This is a genomic window from Bryocella elongata, assembly GCF_900108185.1.
GTDB lineage: Bacteria > Acidobacteriota > Terriglobia > Terriglobales > Acidobacteriaceae > Granulicella > Granulicella elongata.
Genome location: NZ_FNVA01000002.1, coordinates 255,527 through 272,543 on the forward strand (window position 1 = coordinate 255,527; position 17,017 = coordinate 272,543).

Sequence of the window (17,017 nt, forward strand, 5' to 3'; positions counted from 1 at the left end):
CCGAACGGGGCGCAAAGGCCCGCATCTTCCATTAGAACATTGCCGAGGCGTCTGGGGGACAGTAGGGAGGCAGAACCGCACCTCCCCCCATCCCCATGGGACGTTAGCGCAGGTTGTAGGTCACCCCGGTTACGAACTGAAACGAGTTCTTCTTGTAGCCCGGGGCAGGATCGTTCAGGAAGCTGTCGCTGGCCGTAATCGCCGCACTAAGCCGCTTGAACACCGGCAACGTGAGTCCTGTGTTGACGTTCGCCGAGTAGTCCGCAGCGATATTGTAGGAAGGAATCAGGTTCAGCGACTGCGTGAAGACCATCTTGCGCGGTAGCGCGCGGTGGTACCCCTCGAAGATCGTGGAGCCGACCAGCTGGGTGGAGGGAGCCGCGACGGTGGGGACGCCATTGATGACGCCGCCCAGGTACTTCTGGGTCTCGTAGTGGATATCGGCCTTCAGGTCGAGCTCCTGCTTCGCGTCCTTGACGATCGTCCAGCCGATGCCGCCGCCGTAGATCTGCTGCAGCGAGAGGCCTTGGGAGTAGTTGTGGTCGAAGGCCACGTCGCCGAGGGCGTAGAAGCGGGCGCTGAAGTACTGATCGCGCTCGGAGTCGGCGTGGAAGATGCTCGCGAGGGTGGTGATGTTCTTCGCGGGAGGGTTGGTCTGCGGGATGGCGCCCGGCGAGGTGTTCTTGCCGTAGCTCTCCATGATGTTCAGGGTGGTGCGATCGCGCGGAGCCAGCCAGGACACAGTCGGGGTGGAGCGGATGAGGCCAACACCGAGCGTGAGCGTGGTCGCGTTCGTGGTCGCGCGAACCAGAGTCGCACCGCCGGTGACGGCGCCGTTCCAGTCGGCGAAGAAGCTCTGGTGGCCGCGAACCTGCTTGTCGAATTCTGCACGTGGGACGAGGTAGTTCACCTGGTCTGCCGGGATCGTGGACGCCACGGATTCGGCGTCGGGACTTGTCGCGGGCCCCGAAGGATGTACAGCGACCTTGCCATCGGCGATCGAGATGGTTCCTTCCGGCGCGGGGGTGCCTGTCTTCACCACGAGGCCTTTCTTCAGCAGGGCGAACTCGCTGGCCTTCGAACCCGCGCGCAGCTCCTTCACCTTGGAGAAGGGAATCGTAAGGCTGCCGGCCATGTCGCTGTTGAAGACGACGGAGCCGCCCGCTGAGCTGACGAGGTGGCCGGTGAGCTGATCACCGTTGGAAAACACCAGGACGTCTGGCGCCGGATCGGCGGGCTTGTCCTGCGCCTGGGCGCCGAGCGCGAATGCCATCCACATCGAAAACGCAAACACTACGGGCCGGGTGATACGAAAAAGCATGAAAGTCTCCTTGAGCCGGTCTGCTTAAGCCTACATGGGGCGCCCTTTGCTCGACGACCCTTCTGTCAAAGGTCGTTGCCACGTTACACAACCTTCCCAGTTGCGGCGCAATGCCGGGAGCGGATAGGCTGAATGCATGTACGAGGACTTTCGGGCGATCGACCGCTGGACCGGCGAAGAGCTGCACTGCGTTTGGAAGGGCACCGTTGTGGCCATCGCCACGCGCCATGCCGACGCGACAGACATCCGCTTTGCCGTGAACGGCAAGCCGCTCTGGATTGCCATGCCGAACACAGCGTGGGTGGAGCACAAGAAGAAGACCGGCAAGGCCATCACGGATTACCTCGCCGCGCAGACCGCGGGATGCTTCCTGAAGCAGCAGATCGAGGCCGGCTACGACAACGGTCGCGAGATGCTGACCATGAGTGTCCCCGAGGTGCTGGAGACGGCGGCTTCCGTGATGAAGGAAGCTGGTCACACGGCGAAGCTTCCCTCGCTGCCTGTCATCGACCGTGGCGCAACGCCGGAGTCCTTTGACTTCAAGCTGCCCGGCGAGCCGGAGACGCTGGCGCAGGACATCGCCAAGGCCCGGGGTACGGGTATGCCGGGCGCCGTCAACAGCTAACAAACGGTCTTCCCGCAAGGCAACGCGGGATCGTACTCCCAGGACACGGCTCAGGCCGTGTCCTTTTGCGTTTTCCCCGCGCCACGACTGACGTTTTCTATGTTTGCGGCGTCAAACTTCACCAGACGATATGCCTCGAACAGCCCGGAGTTTGGGTGTCCGGATTCTGGGCGTTACGAGGAGCTGTTGCCCCTGGGAAGAACGATATGACTGCACCTGAGAAAAAGCTTTCAGTGCCGGTGCGGATTGCAGTCACTCTTGTTGTTGCCTACGCCGCACTGACGTTGATCGTCGGCGTGGCGCTGGCGGAGTTCTCGCTGCATCTGCCCAAGATGCCAATCTACGCACCGGAGATCTACCGCGTGCGCTACGAGCGGCAGTTCGATGCGCGCCTGCATGATGTGTCCATCACCGCGCAGGATGGCGCAGTGCTGCGCGCGTGGTACGTCGCTCCGGCCAACCCGAACGGCCGCTCGGTGGTGCTGCTGCATGGCATCGGCGGCAACCGCGTGTGGCTCTCGGGCTATGCCGACATCTTCCTCAAGCGCGGCTACACTGTGCTGCTGCCGGATTCGCGCCAGCATGGAGCGTCGGGCGGAAGCATTGCGACATATGGCGTGCTGGAGCGCGATGACGTACGCCGCTGGGTCGGCTGGCTGAGCGCTCGCAACCCCGGCTGCACCTACCTTCTCGGCGAGTCAATGGGCGCGGCTATCGGTGTCGAGGCCACAGCTGTAACGCCGCAGCTCTGCGCCGTCGCCGTGGAGTCGCCCTTCGCAAGCTTCCGCCGCATCTCCGTCGAGCGGCTCGGTTGGCAGACGCACCTCGGCGCGACCTTCTGGGCCACCGCCGGACGACCGGCGATTGAGGTTGCGTTCCTGTGGACAAGGCTCCGCTATCACGTCAATCTTCCCGATGCTTCGCCCATCCGCGCCGTCGAGCACTCCCACGTCCCCGTGCTGCTCATCGCAGGGACGCGCGACGAGAACATTCCGATGCACAACGCGCTGGAGATCCAGCAGGCCTGCGGCAAACGCTGCGCCCTGTGGATCGTCCCCGGCGCCGACCACGGCGCGGCAGCGTCCATCGCGCCGCAGGAGTTCCATACCCGCGTGGTGCGGTGGTTCGACACGCATGATCCTCTGGGGGACAGGCTGGGGCCTGTCGCGCCGAAGACTGTGGCGATGGCGCGGGGGCGATAGTGGTATAACTCTTATACCAACATGCGCTTCGAGTTCGACGCAGAGAAGAGCGAGCGGCTGAGGAAGAACCCGAAGCGTGGCATCGGGTTTGAAGAAGCGCAGGAGATCTTTGCCCGGCCCTACTATCAGGACCGCCGGTCCGATGATCCTGAGCAGTTCCGCGCCATCGGATGGGTCGGACGTCTCCTGTACTCGTTGATCTTCGAGGTGAGGGAAGACGCTGACGGCGATTACTACCATCTCGTCACCCTATGGCGTTCAACCCGGGAAGAGAAGGAGCTTTATGAAGACCACTCGTAAGAATGCTGTGCCGAGCGCGGACGACATCGCGAAGTTGGCAGACGAGGGCCACAGCGTCTCGAAGCACTTCACAAATCGTGGAAAGATGATGCCGCCGATGCTTCCCATCCAGCGCGTCAACGTGGACTTCACGGAGCCGATGCTGAAGGAACTTGATCGCGAGGCTCGCGAGCTGAATATCAGCAGGCAAGCGGTGATCAAGACCCTGCTGCGCCGTGCGCTGGATGAAAGAAACCTCGCGGGTCGCCGCGAGGTTTCGAGGTAAGTCTCAACTTCGTTGAGTCGGAATCCCGCAGCTACCGCATCGCTCCATCGACTTCGCTGTAGAAGCTCTTGGCTTTAAGGATCTCGCGGGGTTTGGAGCCGTCGGCGGGGCCTACCATGCCGTCGCGTTCCATCATGTCGATAAGGTGGGCGGCGCGGCCGTAGCCTACGCGTAGCCTGCGCTGGATGAGCGACGTGGAGGCCTTGCCGAACTCGTAGACGAGGCGGACCGCGTCGTCGTAGAGCGGATCGTTGTCGTCGCCGTCGTTGGCTCCGCCGTCCTCGCCCTTGCCTTCGTCCTTGGGTCCTTCGAGGAAGCCTTCCACGTACTCGGCCTCGCCCTGGTCCTTCCAGAACTTGGTGACGGCGGCGATCTCCTTTTCGGTGACGAAGGGAGCGTGCACGCGCTGCAGACGGCTGGTTCCGGGCGGAAGGTAGAGCATGTCGCCGCGGCCCAGCAGGCTTTCGGCGCCGTTGCTGTCGATGATGGTGCGCGAGTCGACTTTGGTGGCGAGGCGGAAGCTCATGCGGGTGGGGACGTTGGCCTTGATGAGGCCGGTGATGACATCCACGCTCGGCCGCTGCGTGGCGAGCACGAGGTGAATGCCGACGGCGCGAGCCATTTGGGCGAGGCGGGTGATGGCTTCTTCGACATTGGCGCGGTCGAGCATCATGAGATCGGCGAGCTCGTCGATGATGATCATGATGTAGGGCAGGGGCTCCTGATTGACGTCCTCGAAGAGGTACTCGGAGCCGTTCTCGAAGAGCTTGTTGAACTGGTCGATGTTGCGGACGTGGTTGGCGGCGAGGAGCTTGAGGCGGCGCTCCATCTCGCGGACGGCGTTGCGCAGCGCATTGGCTGCGAGCTTGGCCTCGGTGATGATCGGCGTGAAGAGGTGCGGGATGCCCTCGTACATGCCCAGCTCGACGCGCTTGGGATCGACGAGGATCATGCGGACCTGCTCGGGCGTGGACTTGAGCAGGACGGACATGATCATGGCGTTGATGGCGACGGATTTGCCTGAGCCGGTGGAGCCGGCGATGAGCACGTGAGGCATCGCGGCGAGGTCGGCGGTGACGATGCGGCCGTTGATGTCCTTGCCCATGGCGACGGCGAGCTTGGACTTCGACTTGGCGAAGCTTTCGCTCTCGACGACGTCGCGGAGCCAGATGGTCTCGCGCTCGCGGTTGGGGACCTGGATGCCGACGGTGGACTTGCCGGCGATGCGCTCGATGAGGATGGACTCGGCGGCCATGGCGAGGCAGAGATCGTCGGCCAGACCAGTGACGCGGGAGTATTTGACCCCGGCGTCGGGGCGGAACTCGAACGTCGTGACGACGGGGCCGGGGTTGATCTGCTCGACATTGCCATCGACGCCGAACTCGGCGCACTTTTGCACGAGGACGCGGGCTTCTTCGCGCAGCTCATTCTCCCGCACCGGAGCGTGCTCGTCGCTGCGGTACAGCAGGGTGCTGGGCGGCAGTTTGTAGCCGCGCACGCTCTTGGCGAGCATCGTGACGGCCTGCAGGTTGGCGTCGGCGCGCTGGCCAAAGGCGATGTTCTGGTCGCGGATGTCCGCGGTGGGCGAGGGCATCGGTGGCTTGGGGACCGGTACCGGTCCGGCCTTGGCGACCGCACGGGGAACTGGCATACGAGCCGGAGGAGGTTCGGGCACGTCCGCGGGCTTCACGCGATTCAGCATCGGCGGCGGCGTGCGGCGCTCCGGCCGGTCGAGCCAGTTGTCATCATTGACCTGGCTGACGGTCTCGGCGCCTTCGAACGGGATGTCGCCCGGGCGGGGCATCTCGCGCAGCTTCGCGCCAGCCACCATGGAGGGCGGTGTGCTCGGCAGGTCGGTGGCATTCGGGTCGTCGAGACCCAGGGCGAACTCATCGTCCTCGCTCGCTACGGTGTCGAGAACCGTGCGCGGCATGCTCTTCCATACATTGGGCGCTTCGGGCTCAACTGCAGCGGCTTCGGAATCGGACGATAGGTCCTGCAGCTTTGCCTTGCGGCGTCCGAACCAGCCAAACAGGCCCGCCAGGACTGACGTGCTGGCGCCATCTTCGCCTTCGCTGTTGCGTCGGGCGATGGCTTCCTTCTGGGCGCGCACGCGGGCACGAGCCGCGGTGCGCTCGCGGCGGCTCTGGAACTGGTCTTCCTCTTCGTCGAACTGCTCGACGCGATGGTTCGAGCGGAAGGCCTGCCAGCGATCGCTGGCCCAGCGGATGAATGCAAAGTGGGAGGTAAACCACTCGTTCGCGTTCGTCAGCAGGAATGAGGTCGAGAGATACAGCGAAAGCAGCACCATCAGGGCGCAAACCGCGATGGCGCCGGGCAGGTTCACGACGTGGATCAGGCCATCGGCGAGCGTGCTTCCGAGCAGTCCCGCGATCGGCAGGGCGCTGCGCCATTCCACGTGCCACGGCAGCAGAGCGATCGCTGCCGGAGCGAAGATCATCCACAGCAGTCCGCCGACAACCTTCGAGCGCACCGGGCCGGCAGAGCGCGAGCGCATCCAGCGGATGCCGGTACGCACCAGTACCAGCGGAACGAAGAGCACCGCAACGCCAAAGCTTTGCAGCGCCAGGTCGGCGCCGTAGCTGCCAAGGAGGCCCATCCAGTTGTGCGCCGGGCGCGCGCCCACGCCGCCGCCCACCGTGTTGAACGAGGGGTCCACGGGGTTGTAGGTCACCAGTGCCAGCAGCATCAGCGCTCCGGTGGTAAGCACGACGAGGCCCAGCATCTCGTTCAGCCGGCGGTTACGCGTGGGGGAGTAGAGCAGTCTCTGAGGCATCATGGGACGGAGCTTTCTCGCGGTTGGCGTATGCGCGCACACCCTGGCTGGCTTCGAGCGCCACAAATAGCGCAAGCCGGGCCAGTGCATCACGCAACGGGCTCGGCGATCATCTCAAAGCCCGGAAACAATCCAGAGCAACTTCATTCTTCCACGCAGCGCTGTGACGGAAGCGCACGCCTGATGCCGCGAACCACAGTGGTGACGGGGCGATTTCCATGCCACACACGTGAGCCGAATCATTACAGGGACAGCGGCAACCGCGCAGGAAGCATAGGGCATCTAGCAGTTCAGGTGGGCTTTGCGAGGAACGCATTGCCAGGGAAGCGTGTTGTGGGGGCGCGGGATTTTCGCGATTTCTTCCGCCCATCACCGGCGAAGGAGAATCGCCGACAGCCGGTGGACCCCACAACACAGCACCTGCACGAACATTTCAGCTCGACATACTGCTCTTGAGAAGAAGGATGGACCACATGGCAAACACACTGGATGGATCAGCAAAGAACCGTGAAGCGGAGCGCGTCCTGCTGGACGTGATCAAGACGCTGCAGGATGGGCAGAAGGGGTTCGCCGAGGTGGGCGAGCACCTGAAAGATCCGACCCTGAAGCGCTATTTCCTTGCCCAGAGCCTGCAACGCGCCAACTTCCGCGCGGAGCTCGAGAACGAACTACATCGCGACGGCATGCCGGATGTCAGCGAGTCCGGCTCGGTGGCTGGCGCGCTGCACCGGGTATGGGCCGACGTAAAGGCCAAACTCGGCGGTGGCGACTCGTCCTTGCTCGAGGCCGCGGAAGAGGGTGAGAAATCCGCCCTCGACGTGTACAGGGACGCCCTGGAGCAGGATCTGCCGCTGCCTGTGCGCGAACTCCTCAGCGAGCAGCAGGCGCATCTGCTCAACTCGCAGGAGTACATCCAGCGCAACCGCGAGGAACTGGTGAAGGCCTAAGCGCGTCACACGCACAAGGTTGCAGCAAGGGCGGCCACCCGGCCGCCCTTGCTGCGTCTCCTGAAACGTCCCAACTTCAGACAGGAATCCTTTTCCTGAACGGGTCATCGTAAATAGGGGCGCTTTTCCTCAGTTGGCGACTTGGAAAGGACGCGATAGTCTACCGATAGTTAGACCCGCAGCTGCCGTTCCCGCTGAATCCTGGCGAGGAAGACCCATTGCGAGGTAGGTGTCTGAAAGCGCATCGCCTGGGAGGTGGCTATGAATCAGCAGGTCAAGGATCTCATTCAGAAATTGGGCGAGGCGATCCATGAGTCTGTCTCAGACTCAGACCAGATCGCCGGAGTGGTGCGGGAGATCCGCGAGCAGGGCTTCGATGTCCTGCTGATGCTCGAGGCCACCATCGGCCTGAACGAGCTGGAAGAGGCCGAGGCCGCGGACGGCGAGTCCGAAGACCCCGTCGAAGGCCCCTTCACCCGGCACGATCTCACGTTCCTCAAGTCCCTCCGGATCACCACAGAGGAGCAATCGGCTCTGGGCGACGGCAATGACGGCGGCAGCGCCGACAAGCAGTCGGGTACCTAGCACCGGGTCGCCCCCATCGTCGCGGTGGGCGGTGTTCGGAGCGTGTTCCGCGGCAAATCGCTTCACTTTGACCGCTCTCGTCGCGCGAGCCCGGCTCCATCGCGGGACATGTCTTCTAACGCTCTCATCCCACTGATACAATTCGCGCCATCGGTTGTAAGGGTTTTCTTCTAGGTGTCCTTTTTGCCTCCAGTTGGCATCCCAGCATGGGGCGAAGGACAGTATGGGCTCTCCCGCGCAGGGATTGCCTTGAGGGTGCAGGACGATGAGAGACACACTGGGCGTACTGCTGGCTGGTGGAGCCGGCGAGAGACTTTTTCCCCTAACCCGCGACCGTGCGAAGCCCGCGGTTCCCTTTGCAGGGCAATACCGCATCATCGACATCACCCTGTCGAACTGCATCAACTCGGATCTGCGTCACGTGTACATCCTGACGCAGTACAAAGCGCTCAGCCTCAATCGCCATATTCGTGAGGGCTGGGGACCGGTGGTGGCTTCCGAGCTCGGTGAGTTCATCGAGATCCTGCCGCCGATGCAGCGCGTGTCCAAGTCCTGGTACCAGGGCACAGCGGACGCCGTCTTCCAGAACATCTACTCCATCGGTTCGGAAGAGCCGAAGCGCGTGCTGATCCTCTCCGGCGATCACATCTACAAGATGAACTACGCGCTGATGCAGGAGCACCACCTGGCTTCAGGCGCGGAGGTCACGCTGGCGACCCTGCCGGTCGCGCCCAACGAGGTCTCGGCATTTGGTGTGGTCGAAGTCGGCAAGAACGGCGAGGTCATCGGCTTCGTCGAGAAGCCGAAGGAGACAGCCATCCGCTCGCCCTTCAATCCCGACATGGTCGATGTCTCGATGGGCATCTACCTCTTCAACACCGACGTCCTGCTGCCGGAGCTCATGCGTGACGCTGAGGATCCCGACTCGAAGCACGACTTCGGCCACGACATCCTGCCGAAGCTGCTCGGCAAGTACAAGGTCCAGGCCTACAACTTCGTCGACGAGAACAAGCAGCGCGCACTCTACTGGCGCGATGTGGGTACGCTTGAGGCCTACTACGAGGCCAACATGGACGTGGCCTCGGTCGCCCCTGTCTTCAACCTCTATGACAAGGCGTGGCCCATGCGCACGCGGCCATACCAGTATCCGCCGGCGAAGTTCGTCTTTGGTGAGCCGGGCCGTACGGGCATGGCGATCAACTCGATCGCCTCGGCGGGCTGCATCATCTCGGGAGCTGTGATCCGCAACTCGGTGCTCTCGCACGATGTGCGCGTCAACAGCTATGCGGATGTCGATTCGAGCATCATCTTCTCGCACGGTAACATCGGCCGCCATTGCCGCATCCGCCACGCCATCATCGATCGCGACGTCCACATTCCGGACGGCACCGTGATCGGCTACGACCCGGCCGAGGACAAGAAGAACTACTTCGTCACGCCTTCGGGGCTGACCGTGGTGACCCGCGACTACTCGGTCTACGAGAACCCCGTATCGCCAGGCTTCCTGGGCGGCTTCTAGTCACGTCGTCTCCAGCAGGAAAGAGCCCGGTTCAGAGACTCCCGCAATGAGCGGGCCTCCGAACCGGGCTTTTCTGTGTGAGCAGTTGCCGTGTCTACTCCACGTGATAGTTCGGCGCCTCACGCGTGATGACCACGTCATGCACATGGCTCTCGCGCAGTCCTGCGCCGGAGATGCGGATGAACTTCCCGTTTTTCTGCAGCTCTTCGATGCTGCCGCAACCCAGGTAGCCCATGCCGCTCTTCAGGCCGCCGACGAGCTGGTACACCATCGCCTCCAGCGGTCCACGATGAGGCACGCGGCCTTCGATGCCCTCCGGCACGAACTTCGCCAGGCGGTTGCCGCTGGACTCCTGCTTGAGCTCGATACGCTCATTGCGCGTGCTCGGTGAGATATCGTCCTTGCCCTGGAAGTAGCGCTCCCCGGAGCCTTGCGCCATCGCACTCAGCGAGCCCATGCCGCGGTAGGACTTGAAGCTGCGGCCCTGGTACAGAATCGTCTCGCCTGGGCTCTCATCCACGCCCGCAAACAGTGAGCCCATCATGCACACGCTGGCGCCTGCTGCGATGGCCTTCGTGATGTCGCCCGAGTACTTGATGCCACCATCGGCGATGATCGACACGCCGTGCTCCCGTGCCGCGCGGCTTGCTTCTGCGATTGCGGTGATCTGCGGCATGCCTGCGCCGGTGACCATGCGTGTGGTGCAGATGGAGCCTGGACCGATGCCGACCTTCACCGCATCTGCGCCCGATTCGATGAGCGCCTTCGCGCCGTCGTAGGTCGCAATGTTGCCGGCGAAGAGGTCGACGTCAGGAAACAGCCGCTTACACTCGCGAACGGCTTCGAGCACGCGCGAGGAGTGACCATGGGCGGAATCGATCGCCAGAGCGTCGACGCGCATCTTCACCAGCTCGGCGGCACGCTCCAGGAAGTCTCCCGTAGCGCCGATCGCGCCCGCCACGCGGAGGCGACCCTGCGCATCCTTACTGGCGTTGGGGTACTTCAGCTTCTTCTGGATGTCCTTGACGGTGATCAGGCCCTTGAGCTCGTAGGCATCGTTGACGACGAGAAGCTTCTCGACGCGGTGCTGGTGCAGGATGTGCTCCGCGTCCTCCAGGGTGGTACCCACCGGTACCGTGATCAGATTCTCCTTGGTCATCACGTCCGCGATCGGGATGTCCGTGCGCGAAACGAACCGCAGGTCGCGGTTGGTGAGGATACCCACCAGCTTGCCACCCTTGGTCACGGGCACGCCGGAGATCTTGAAGCGGCGCATCACATCGAGCGCATCGGAGATGGGGCGGTCGGGGCTGATGGTCACGGGGTCGACGATCATGCCCGACTCAGAGCGCTTCACCTTGTCGATCTCACCCGCCTGCTGTTCGATGGTGAGGTTACGGTGTACGACGCCCAGGCCACCCTGCTGTGCAATTGCAATCGCCAGTCGCGATTCGGTGACGGTATCCATCGCTGCCGACATCAGCGGAGTGGCCAGCGTGATCTTCTTCGTCAGCTGGACCTGTGTGCTGACCTGCGTCGGAACTACGTCCGAGTACGCAGGTACGAGCAGGACGTCATCAAACGTCAGTGCTTCGGGAATATGCGTTTCGATCATCTTTCTATTGTTGCACCGGACGCGGGTGGGTGTGTTCCAGCCCCGAGAAACCGAAAGGCCGCCGCCTCGGGGAGGAGGCGGCGGCCGGGATGGCGAATCGTGGTGCGGGCTTACTGAACAACCGTTACCGTAAGCGACTTGCTCACGCTCCCAAACGCATTCCTGGAGGTCAGTGTGTAGGTCGTCGTCGCAGTGGGTGAAACCGAGACGGTGCCGTTACGCATGAAGCCAGCCTTGTCGACGTAGCTGTAGGAGGCGCCGGGAGCCACGGCCGTGAGAACCACGGTAGCTCCGGCCTTTACGCTCGTCGCCGATGCCGTGAACGACTGGATCGTGGGCGCTGCACCTGTTGCCGGAGGGGTCCACATCGTGCTCACGGTTCCCATGGTGACGACTTCGAACGCGCTGGACGGCACCGCGCTGAGCGAGCTCAAGTCGTTGTCATCCCAGCGGTTGTCTTGCGTTCCCTGGAAGAACATCGTCGTTCCGTTGTCCGCAAGAATCATGCCGTAGTTCTTCATCGCCGTCAGGATGATCTGGTTTGTCTTGGAGTAGTGCGAGATGTCGAAGCCGGCCTTCAACCGGATCCTCATGCCGATGATGTTGTCGGTCCCCCACAGGTTGCCGGAAGAGTGGGTGGCCGGAGCGACGTAATAGCCATCCTGCGGACCGGTCTTGGTGTACTTCGCGGTAAACCGGATCGCGTGGTTGATGCTTCCGGCAATGATCTCGTCGTAGCGGATGAGGCCCTCAAAGACCGAGAGGCCGGCCGCATCGGCCGAGGTGTACCCGTACGGACGTTTTTCCGGGGTCGTCATGTCCCACAGAGCGGAGTCGCTGGCGGACCAGGCGCCGTTGCAGCTCGAGGCCGTCCAGTACTCGTAGTCGACGCAGGAGTTGCGATCGAGAACCAGCACATGCTGGTCTCCGGCAGGTGCCGTGCAGGCCAGGGGATTCCCCTCGATCGGAGCGTTGGCCGGTACGGGCGCCACGGTGATGTCGCTCTCCGAACCGTAAAGGTTGATGGGAACCGAGACGTTCGGCTGCGTGCGTGAGTCGACCACGACGTAGGGGATGCCGTATTGCGTGCCGAAGTCGGGGTGCAGGTTGTATCCAGCCAGGTCTCCGGCCGTGTTGATGATTGTGGCAGAGCTCGGATCGACCGTGGCGGAGCTGATGTTCTGGTGCCAGGCATCGGTCGACGCGGGAACAAACCCGTTCAGCGCACCGTTTACGCCCAGGCCCATGCCGGAACACAAGCTGTTGGCCGGCGTGACGGCGCTGCCGACGGAGCGCTGAAACGCGTGGACATGCACGGGGGCAATAGGCAGGGTCGCTGCGGAGCCGGACTGCGCGAGCACGGCGCTCGCTGCGAGGAGGATCAGGGTGCTACGGGGGGTGGCCATCGTCGTCTCCAACGCCTGGCGCATGGTTGGGATGACCACTCGCTCTCACAAGCCCCGCTGAAACGCCCATGAGGCGCTCCGGAGCCTTGTGTTCTAGCCGAGGTGGCAGCATCCCTGTGCGCGCACAGGTCGTTCGTACTTCTCTCGTGTACGTCGGCAGTAGAGACGGCTTTGGTCAGAGGGTTGAGGCGACGAGTAATGACATTTTGGTTACTAGAGTACTGGTACTCCCGATTCGGTCCCCTGAAAGGAAACACAATCGGGTCCGACGCTGGTTTCTGTACGTAAAGTGCACAAAATCGGCCAAACTTAGCGAACTTCGACGACGACCTCTGTGCTCGTGGAGCCGTACTCATTTCGCGCAGTGAGCTTGTAGTGCGTCGTCTGCGTGGGTCTCACCACAACCGACCTCCCGCGCAGGAATCCGGTCTGGTCAATGTAGGAGTACGACGCTCCTTGAACGTCAGCCGACAACGTCACAGGCATCCCCGCCTTGCTCACGGCAGGTGAGGCGGTAAAGCTGACGATCCGGGGCGGCGCGCCCTTCGGCGCTTCTTCCGTGTTGGAGGCCGGGCCCATCTCCAACACGTCGAAGTCGGTCGCATGCACGGTCGTCAGCTGCTTCAGGTCCTGATCGTCCCAGCGTGGATCGCGCGTTCCCTGGAAGAACATGTTTGCGCCGTTGTCCGCAAGGATCAGGCCATAGCGCTTCATCGCGTTCAGGATGATCTGGTTGGTCTTTGAATAGCGCGAGACGTCAAAGTCTGCCTTGAGCCGGATGCGCATACCCATCACGTTGTCCGTGACGAGACTTTGCCCGGCGCCGTGGTTTGCCGGGGCCACGAACAGCGACCCATGCTGGCCCCGGCGGGTAAATCGAGCCGTGAAGCGAAGCGCATGGTCAATGTGTCCGGACAGAATCTCGTCATAGCGCACCAGTCCCTCCAGAATCGACAGTCCGGCGGCGTCTGCGGATGTAAACCCGAACGGGCGTCGATTCGGGGTCTGGAGGTCGAACATGGCCACATTTGCGGCACTCCATTCCCCATTGCAGGTGGAAGCCACAAAGTACTCGTACGCGCTGCAGGTCTTGCGGTCGACGAGAATCAGGTGCTGGTCGCCGCCGCTCTCGCTGCAGGCCGGCATAGTGCCCTCCGTCACCGCGCTACGCGGCAGGGGAACGGCCGTCACGTCACTTTCGCTGACGTATTGATTGATCGTGACGAAGCGGAAGGGCGTCGTGTCTGAGTCGACGACGTTATAGGGAATCCCGAACTGGCTGCCGAAGTCCGGATGGAGAGGAGCCGCGTTGAGATCCAGCTTGCGCCTGGAGAAGTCGGCGGAGTCAGCGGCTCGAGGCGCCGCACTGACGTCCTGGTGCCAGGCGTCCGAGGCGTCCGGCACAAATCCGTTGAACGCGCCATCCGCACCAACGGACATCGCGCTGCAACTCGCTGGGCTAGCCGAGCTCCGGGTGATGGCGGTGGTCGGCTGTTGCACCACGGCCGCCGGCTTTGGCGACTTGCAGGAGAGCAGCGGAAGTGCGGCGAGCAGCGCAAGCTGGGCGCGGAAGTTCTTTGTCATGCGGTACTTCCGGTGCGGTTCGAAATCCCGAAGAGAGGCGGCCCAAAGTTTACAGGTCGCGACGGTTCGGGCGCTCTGCCACGTGCAGGGAGTCGGTTCGCGCCAGTATACCGTTGGCAAGCCGGGGATCGCCCAAAGCCCGGTTGCTCCCCGCCACGAAGCCCTCTGGATTCTGAAGCTACGGAAGGCTTGAGTTCGCTTTGCGGTTGTCGTACACTACCGGTGCAGACGAATCCGTTCTGCCAGCGCTGGCGAACCTGCCAGCCACGCCGTGATCGCACCGGCCTGAGACTGGCGGAAAAGAGGAGTGGGCTAACGCCCACTTTTTGTTTGCCCTGAAATCAGGCTGGCGCGTTTCGACGCTGCGCTAAGTCTGGACCGTGATCGGCGTCTCTGCCGTGCGGCCTGTACCCGAAGCACAACGCGTCCTTAACACTGGTGTCTTGCGATGGCTGTTGTGCTGGACAAAATTCGAGATGCTGCCGACCGGGTTGCGGCATCGCATGGGCTTGACGTGGTCGACCTGGAGTTCACGGGCGGCGGAAAGCATCGTGCCCTGCGTATCTTCCTCGAAAAGAACGCGGAGGAGCGCGCCAAACTGGCCGCGCTTGCACTGATCCCCGCCGCTGATTCGGACGGACAGGTTGCGCTCCCCCAGGGAGTACCCGCCGAGGCCCTCAGCGGCATCACACACGAGGACTGTGCGCTCTTCGCCAGTGACTTCGGGACGCTCGCCGACGTGGAAGATCTCGTCCCCGGCGCCGAGTACACGCTAGAGGTCTCCTCTCCCGGGCTCGAGCGCAAGCTGCTCAAGCCTGCCGATTACAGCCGCTTTACGGGCTTCCTGGTGAAGCTCCAGACTTTCACTCCGGTAAATGGCAACCGCCAGTTCACCGGCCGACTGACCAGTTTTGACGGACTCCGGCTCACGCTGGATCTCGCCGCCATCCAACAAAAGGGCAAGGCCGCCCGCAAGAACACCCAGGCCTCACCGACCGTCGAACTCGACCTGGCCAATGTTGAAAAGGCCCATCTGGTCGCAGAAATTTAGGAAAGGACAGTGGTTAAGAGAACAGTGAGTAGAGAGTAGACGGGCCGCATGCACGCGCGGCAGACGCGGATTCAACGTCTACTCACTGCTCTCTAACCACTACTCAGTCGCACTTATGGCAAGCCCTCTGTATCAAACGATCGAACTTCTCTCGCGCGAGAAGGGAATTGAAGCCGAAGTCGTCGTTGGCGCCGTTGAAGACGCCATCGCCCTCGCGACTCGCAAGTTCTACAAGACGCAGGAAAATATGCGTGGCGAGCTCGACAAGGAGACCGGCGAGATCCGCGCGTACGTCTACAAGACCGTCGTCGAAGGCGATGAGCAGGTCGAAGACGCCGAGAACCAGCTGACGCTGGAGGCTGCCCGCGAACTCGCTCCCGAGGTCGAGGTCGGCGGTGAGCTGCGCTTCTACAAGGACACCACCCCGCTCGGTCGCATCGCAGCGCAGATGGCCAAGCAGGTCATCTTCCAGAAGGTCCGCGAGGCCGAGCGCGACACCGTGTTCAACGAGTACGCCCACCGCGCCGGGGAGATCCTCAACGCCACCGTGAAGCGCTCTGAGCCGATGGACGTGATCTTCGACCTCGGCAAGACGGAAGCCCGCATGCCCAAGCGCGAGCAGTCGCGCCTGGAGCAGTTCGCCGTCGGCGAGCGTGTTCGCGTCGTCCTGCTGCGCGTGGACCGCGCCGCCAAGGGCCCGCAGGTCATCGTCAGCCGCGCAGCGCCGGGTCTGGTGCAGTCGCTCTTCCAGAGCGAAGTTCCCGAGATCTACGACGGCACCGTGCAGGTCAAGGCCATCGCCCGCGAGGCCGGTGAGCGCACCAAGATCGCCGTGCAGTCCCGCGACAAGGACGTCGACCCCGTCGGCGCCTGCGTCGGCATGAAGGGCATGCGCGTGCAGTCGATCATCCGCGAGCTTCGTGGCGAGAAGATCGACATTATCGAGTACTCGGACGAGATCACCACCTTCGCCGAGAAGGCTCTGCAGCCCGCCAAGGTCTCGCGCGTATCGATCGCCGACCTGGCCGAGAAGCAGCTCGAGGTCATCGTCGACGACACCCAGCTCTCGCTGGCGATCGGCAAGAAGGGCCAGAACGTCCGCCTCGCCGCCAAGCTGCTGGGCTGGAAGATCGACATCAAGAGCGAGGAAGAGAAGCGCCAGGAGGTCGAGCAGCAGATGCAGGCCATGAGTGGCGGACCCTCTACCCCGATCGAGCAGGTTGTCGAGCTGGGTGAGCACGTGATGGAGAAGCTCATCGCGGCCGGCATCACCACGGTCGAATCGCTGGCGGATATGACTGCCGAAGAGCTGGGTGAAATCCCGGGCATCGGCGAGAAGACGGTCGAGAAGATCGCCGTCGCCGTCCGCCACTACTTCGGTCATTACGAAGAAGGTGAAGTTCGTCCGGAGCCTGTGGTGGGTGAAGAGAATCCAACCACTGTGCCGGAACAGACACTCGCTGAGGGCGAGGTAGCGGTGGCTGCGGCCGCCGAGACCGACGCCGCCGGCGACGAGGAGCATTCGCTGACCATGACACCTGAAGAAATTCTCGCCAGGCAGGCCGGCTCCGACGGAGCCACAGAGGTTGACGACGTGTCGACCGAGGACATCGCGGACGCCGAGGACGAGATCTCGCGTTCGGACGCGAACGACGATGCCGACGCCCGCGAAGAGGCCATCGAGTTAGACAACGACACGATGGACTCGCTGGTCGAGATGTCGGAAGAGACCTCGACCGAGGGTATCGACGAGTAACAGGATTCGGCACGGCGGAGCTGCAAAGCTCCGCCGTGCTGCCA

14 protein-coding genes are annotated in these 17,017 nt (G+C 62.9%); 9 read left to right on the plus strand and 5 right to left on the minus strand.

Features of this window, described 5'->3' with window-relative positions:
- Positions 1-103: 103 nt before the first annotated feature.
- Entirely contained in the window at positions 104-1,321 is a 1,218-nt protein-coding gene (locus C4S68_RS07335) for a DUF481 domain-containing protein (protein ID WP_235011440.1), read from the minus strand.
- A 136-nt stretch (positions 1,322-1,457) separates the two neighbouring features.
- Here C4S68_RS07335 and C4S68_RS07340 point away from each other — a divergent pair, with 136 nt between their 5' ends.
- The 4 genes from C4S68_RS07340 to C4S68_RS07355 all read left to right on the plus strand — a co-directional run bounded on the left by C4S68_RS07340 (position 1,458) and on the right by C4S68_RS07355 (position 3,713).
- Entirely contained in the window at positions 1,458-1,946 is a 489-nt protein-coding gene (locus tag C4S68_RS07340; protein ID WP_103932408.1) for a hypothetical protein, read from the plus strand.
- Between the two features lie 206 nt (positions 1,947-2,152).
- Entirely contained in the window at positions 2,153-3,148 is a 996-nt protein-coding gene (locus C4S68_RS07345) for an alpha/beta hydrolase (RefSeq protein ID WP_103932409.1), read from the plus strand.
- Positions 3,149-3,169: 21 nt separating this feature from the next.
- Positions 3,170-3,448 carry a BrnT family toxin gene (locus C4S68_RS07350; protein WP_103932410.1) on the plus strand — a complete coding sequence of 93 codons (279 nt, stop codon included), beginning with the start codon at positions 3,170-3,172 and terminating at the stop codon, positions 3,446-3,448.
- Positions 3,432-3,713 (plus strand): ribbon-helix-helix protein, CopG family, encoded by a 282-nt coding sequence (locus C4S68_RS07355; protein WP_103932411.1) that lies wholly within the window; start codon positions 3,432-3,434, stop codon positions 3,711-3,713. Before C4S68_RS07350 ends, C4S68_RS07355 begins: the two co-directional genes overlap by 17 nt.
- 31 nt (positions 3,714-3,744) lie before the next feature.
- Here C4S68_RS07355 and C4S68_RS07360 read toward each other — a convergent pair whose 3' ends face one another.
- Positions 3,745-6,513 carry a DNA translocase FtsK gene (locus tag C4S68_RS07360; RefSeq protein WP_103932412.1) on the minus strand — a complete coding sequence of 923 codons (2,769 nt, stop codon included), beginning with the start codon at positions 6,511-6,513 and terminating at the stop codon, positions 3,745-3,747.
- Between the two features lie 470 nt (positions 6,514-6,983).
- Between C4S68_RS07360 and C4S68_RS07365 the strand changes: the two genes are divergently transcribed.
- The 3 genes from C4S68_RS07365 to glgC all read left to right on the plus strand — a co-directional run bounded on the left by C4S68_RS07365 (position 6,984) and on the right by glgC (position 9,561).
- Positions 6,984-7,457, plus strand: a complete 474-nt coding sequence (locus C4S68_RS07365; RefSeq protein ID WP_103932766.1) for a PA2169 family four-helix-bundle protein — start codon at positions 6,984-6,986, stop codon at positions 7,455-7,457.
- A 261-nt stretch (positions 7,458-7,718) separates the two neighbouring features.
- A complete protein-coding gene (locus C4S68_RS07370) occupies positions 7,719-8,042 on the plus strand; it encodes a hypothetical protein (protein ID WP_103932413.1) in 324 nt (107 codons plus the stop codon).
- A 265-nt stretch (positions 8,043-8,307) separates the two neighbouring features.
- A complete protein-coding gene (glgC, locus tag C4S68_RS07375; protein ID WP_103932414.1) occupies positions 8,308-9,561 on the plus strand; it encodes a glucose-1-phosphate adenylyltransferase in 1,254 nt (417 codons plus the stop codon).
- A 94-nt stretch (positions 9,562-9,655) separates the two neighbouring features.
- On the opposite strand, the gene guaB is transcribed toward glgC, so the two are convergent.
- From guaB to C4S68_RS07390, 3 genes are all read right to left on the minus strand, one after another.
- Entirely contained in the window at positions 9,656-11,176 is a 1,521-nt protein-coding gene (guaB, locus tag C4S68_RS07380) for an IMP dehydrogenase (RefSeq protein WP_103932415.1), read from the minus strand.
- 110 nt (positions 11,177-11,286) lie between these two features.
- Positions 11,287-12,582, minus strand: coding sequence for a hypothetical protein (locus C4S68_RS07385; RefSeq protein ID WP_103932416.1), 1,296 nt, complete (start codon positions 12,580-12,582; stop codon positions 11,287-11,289).
- Positions 12,583-12,891: 309 nt separating this feature from the next.
- Positions 12,892-14,166, minus strand: coding sequence for a PKD domain-containing protein (locus C4S68_RS07390; protein ID WP_103932417.1), 1,275 nt, complete (start codon positions 14,164-14,166; stop codon positions 12,892-12,894).
- Positions 14,167-14,614: 448 nt separating this feature from the next.
- Between C4S68_RS07390 and C4S68_RS07395 the strand changes: the two genes are divergently transcribed.
- Both C4S68_RS07395 and nusA read left to right on the plus strand, forming a co-directional pair.
- A complete protein-coding gene (locus C4S68_RS07395; protein WP_103932418.1) occupies positions 14,615-15,217 on the plus strand; it encodes a ribosome maturation factor RimP in 603 nt (200 codons plus the stop codon).
- Positions 15,218-15,332: 115 nt separating this feature from the next.
- Positions 15,333-16,973: a transcription termination factor NusA gene (gene nusA / locus C4S68_RS07400; RefSeq protein WP_103932419.1), complete on the plus strand. Its 1,641-nt coding sequence runs from the start codon at positions 15,333-15,335 to the stop codon at positions 16,971-16,973.
- Positions 16,974-17,017 lie beyond the last annotated feature (44 nt).

Excerpts from the sequence above, each read along its gene's own strand:
- nusA (WP_103932419.1), top strand. The coding sequence starts at position 15,333 with ATGGCAAGCCCTCTGTATCAAACGATCGAACTTCTCTCGCGCGAGAAG.
- guaB (WP_103932415.1), bottom strand. The coding sequence starts at position 11,176 with ATGATCGAAACGCATATTCCCGAAGCACTGACGTTTGATGACGTCCTG.
- C4S68_RS07360 (WP_103932412.1), bottom strand. The coding sequence starts at position 6,513 with ATGATGCCTCAGAGACTGCTCTACTCCCCCACGCGTAACCGCCGGCTG.
- C4S68_RS07355 (WP_103932411.1), top strand. The coding sequence starts at position 3,432 with ATGAAGACCACTCGTAAGAATGCTGTGCCGAGCGCGGACGACATCGCG.
- C4S68_RS07395 (WP_103932418.1), top strand. The coding sequence starts at position 14,615 with ATGGCTGTTGTGCTGGACAAAATTCGAGATGCTGCCGACCGGGTTGCG.
- C4S68_RS07365 (WP_103932766.1), top strand. The coding sequence starts at position 6,984 with ATGGCAAACACACTGGATGGATCAGCAAAGAACCGTGAAGCGGAGCGC.
- C4S68_RS07390 (WP_103932417.1), bottom strand. The coding sequence starts at position 14,166 with ATGACAAAGAACTTCCGCGCCCAGCTTGCGCTGCTCGCCGCACTTCCG.
- glgC (WP_103932414.1), top strand. The coding sequence starts at position 8,308 with ATGAGAGACACACTGGGCGTACTGCTGGCTGGTGGAGCCGGCGAGAGA.
- C4S68_RS07385 (WP_103932416.1), bottom strand. The coding sequence starts at position 12,582 with ATGGCCACCCCCCGTAGCACCCTGATCCTCCTCGCAGCGAGCGCCGTG.
- C4S68_RS07345 (WP_103932409.1), top strand. The coding sequence starts at position 2,153 with ATGACTGCACCTGAGAAAAAGCTTTCAGTGCCGGTGCGGATTGCAGTC.
- C4S68_RS07335 (WP_235011440.1), bottom strand. The coding sequence starts at position 1,321 with ATGCTTTTTCGTATCACCCGGCCCGTAGTGTTTGCGTTTTCGATGTGG.
- C4S68_RS07340 (WP_103932408.1), top strand. The coding sequence starts at position 1,458 with ATGTACGAGGACTTTCGGGCGATCGACCGCTGGACCGGCGAAGAGCTG.
- C4S68_RS07350 (WP_103932410.1), top strand. The coding sequence starts at position 3,170 with ATGCGCTTCGAGTTCGACGCAGAGAAGAGCGAGCGGCTGAGGAAGAAC.
- C4S68_RS07370 (WP_103932413.1), top strand. The coding sequence starts at position 7,719 with ATGAATCAGCAGGTCAAGGATCTCATTCAGAAATTGGGCGAGGCGATC.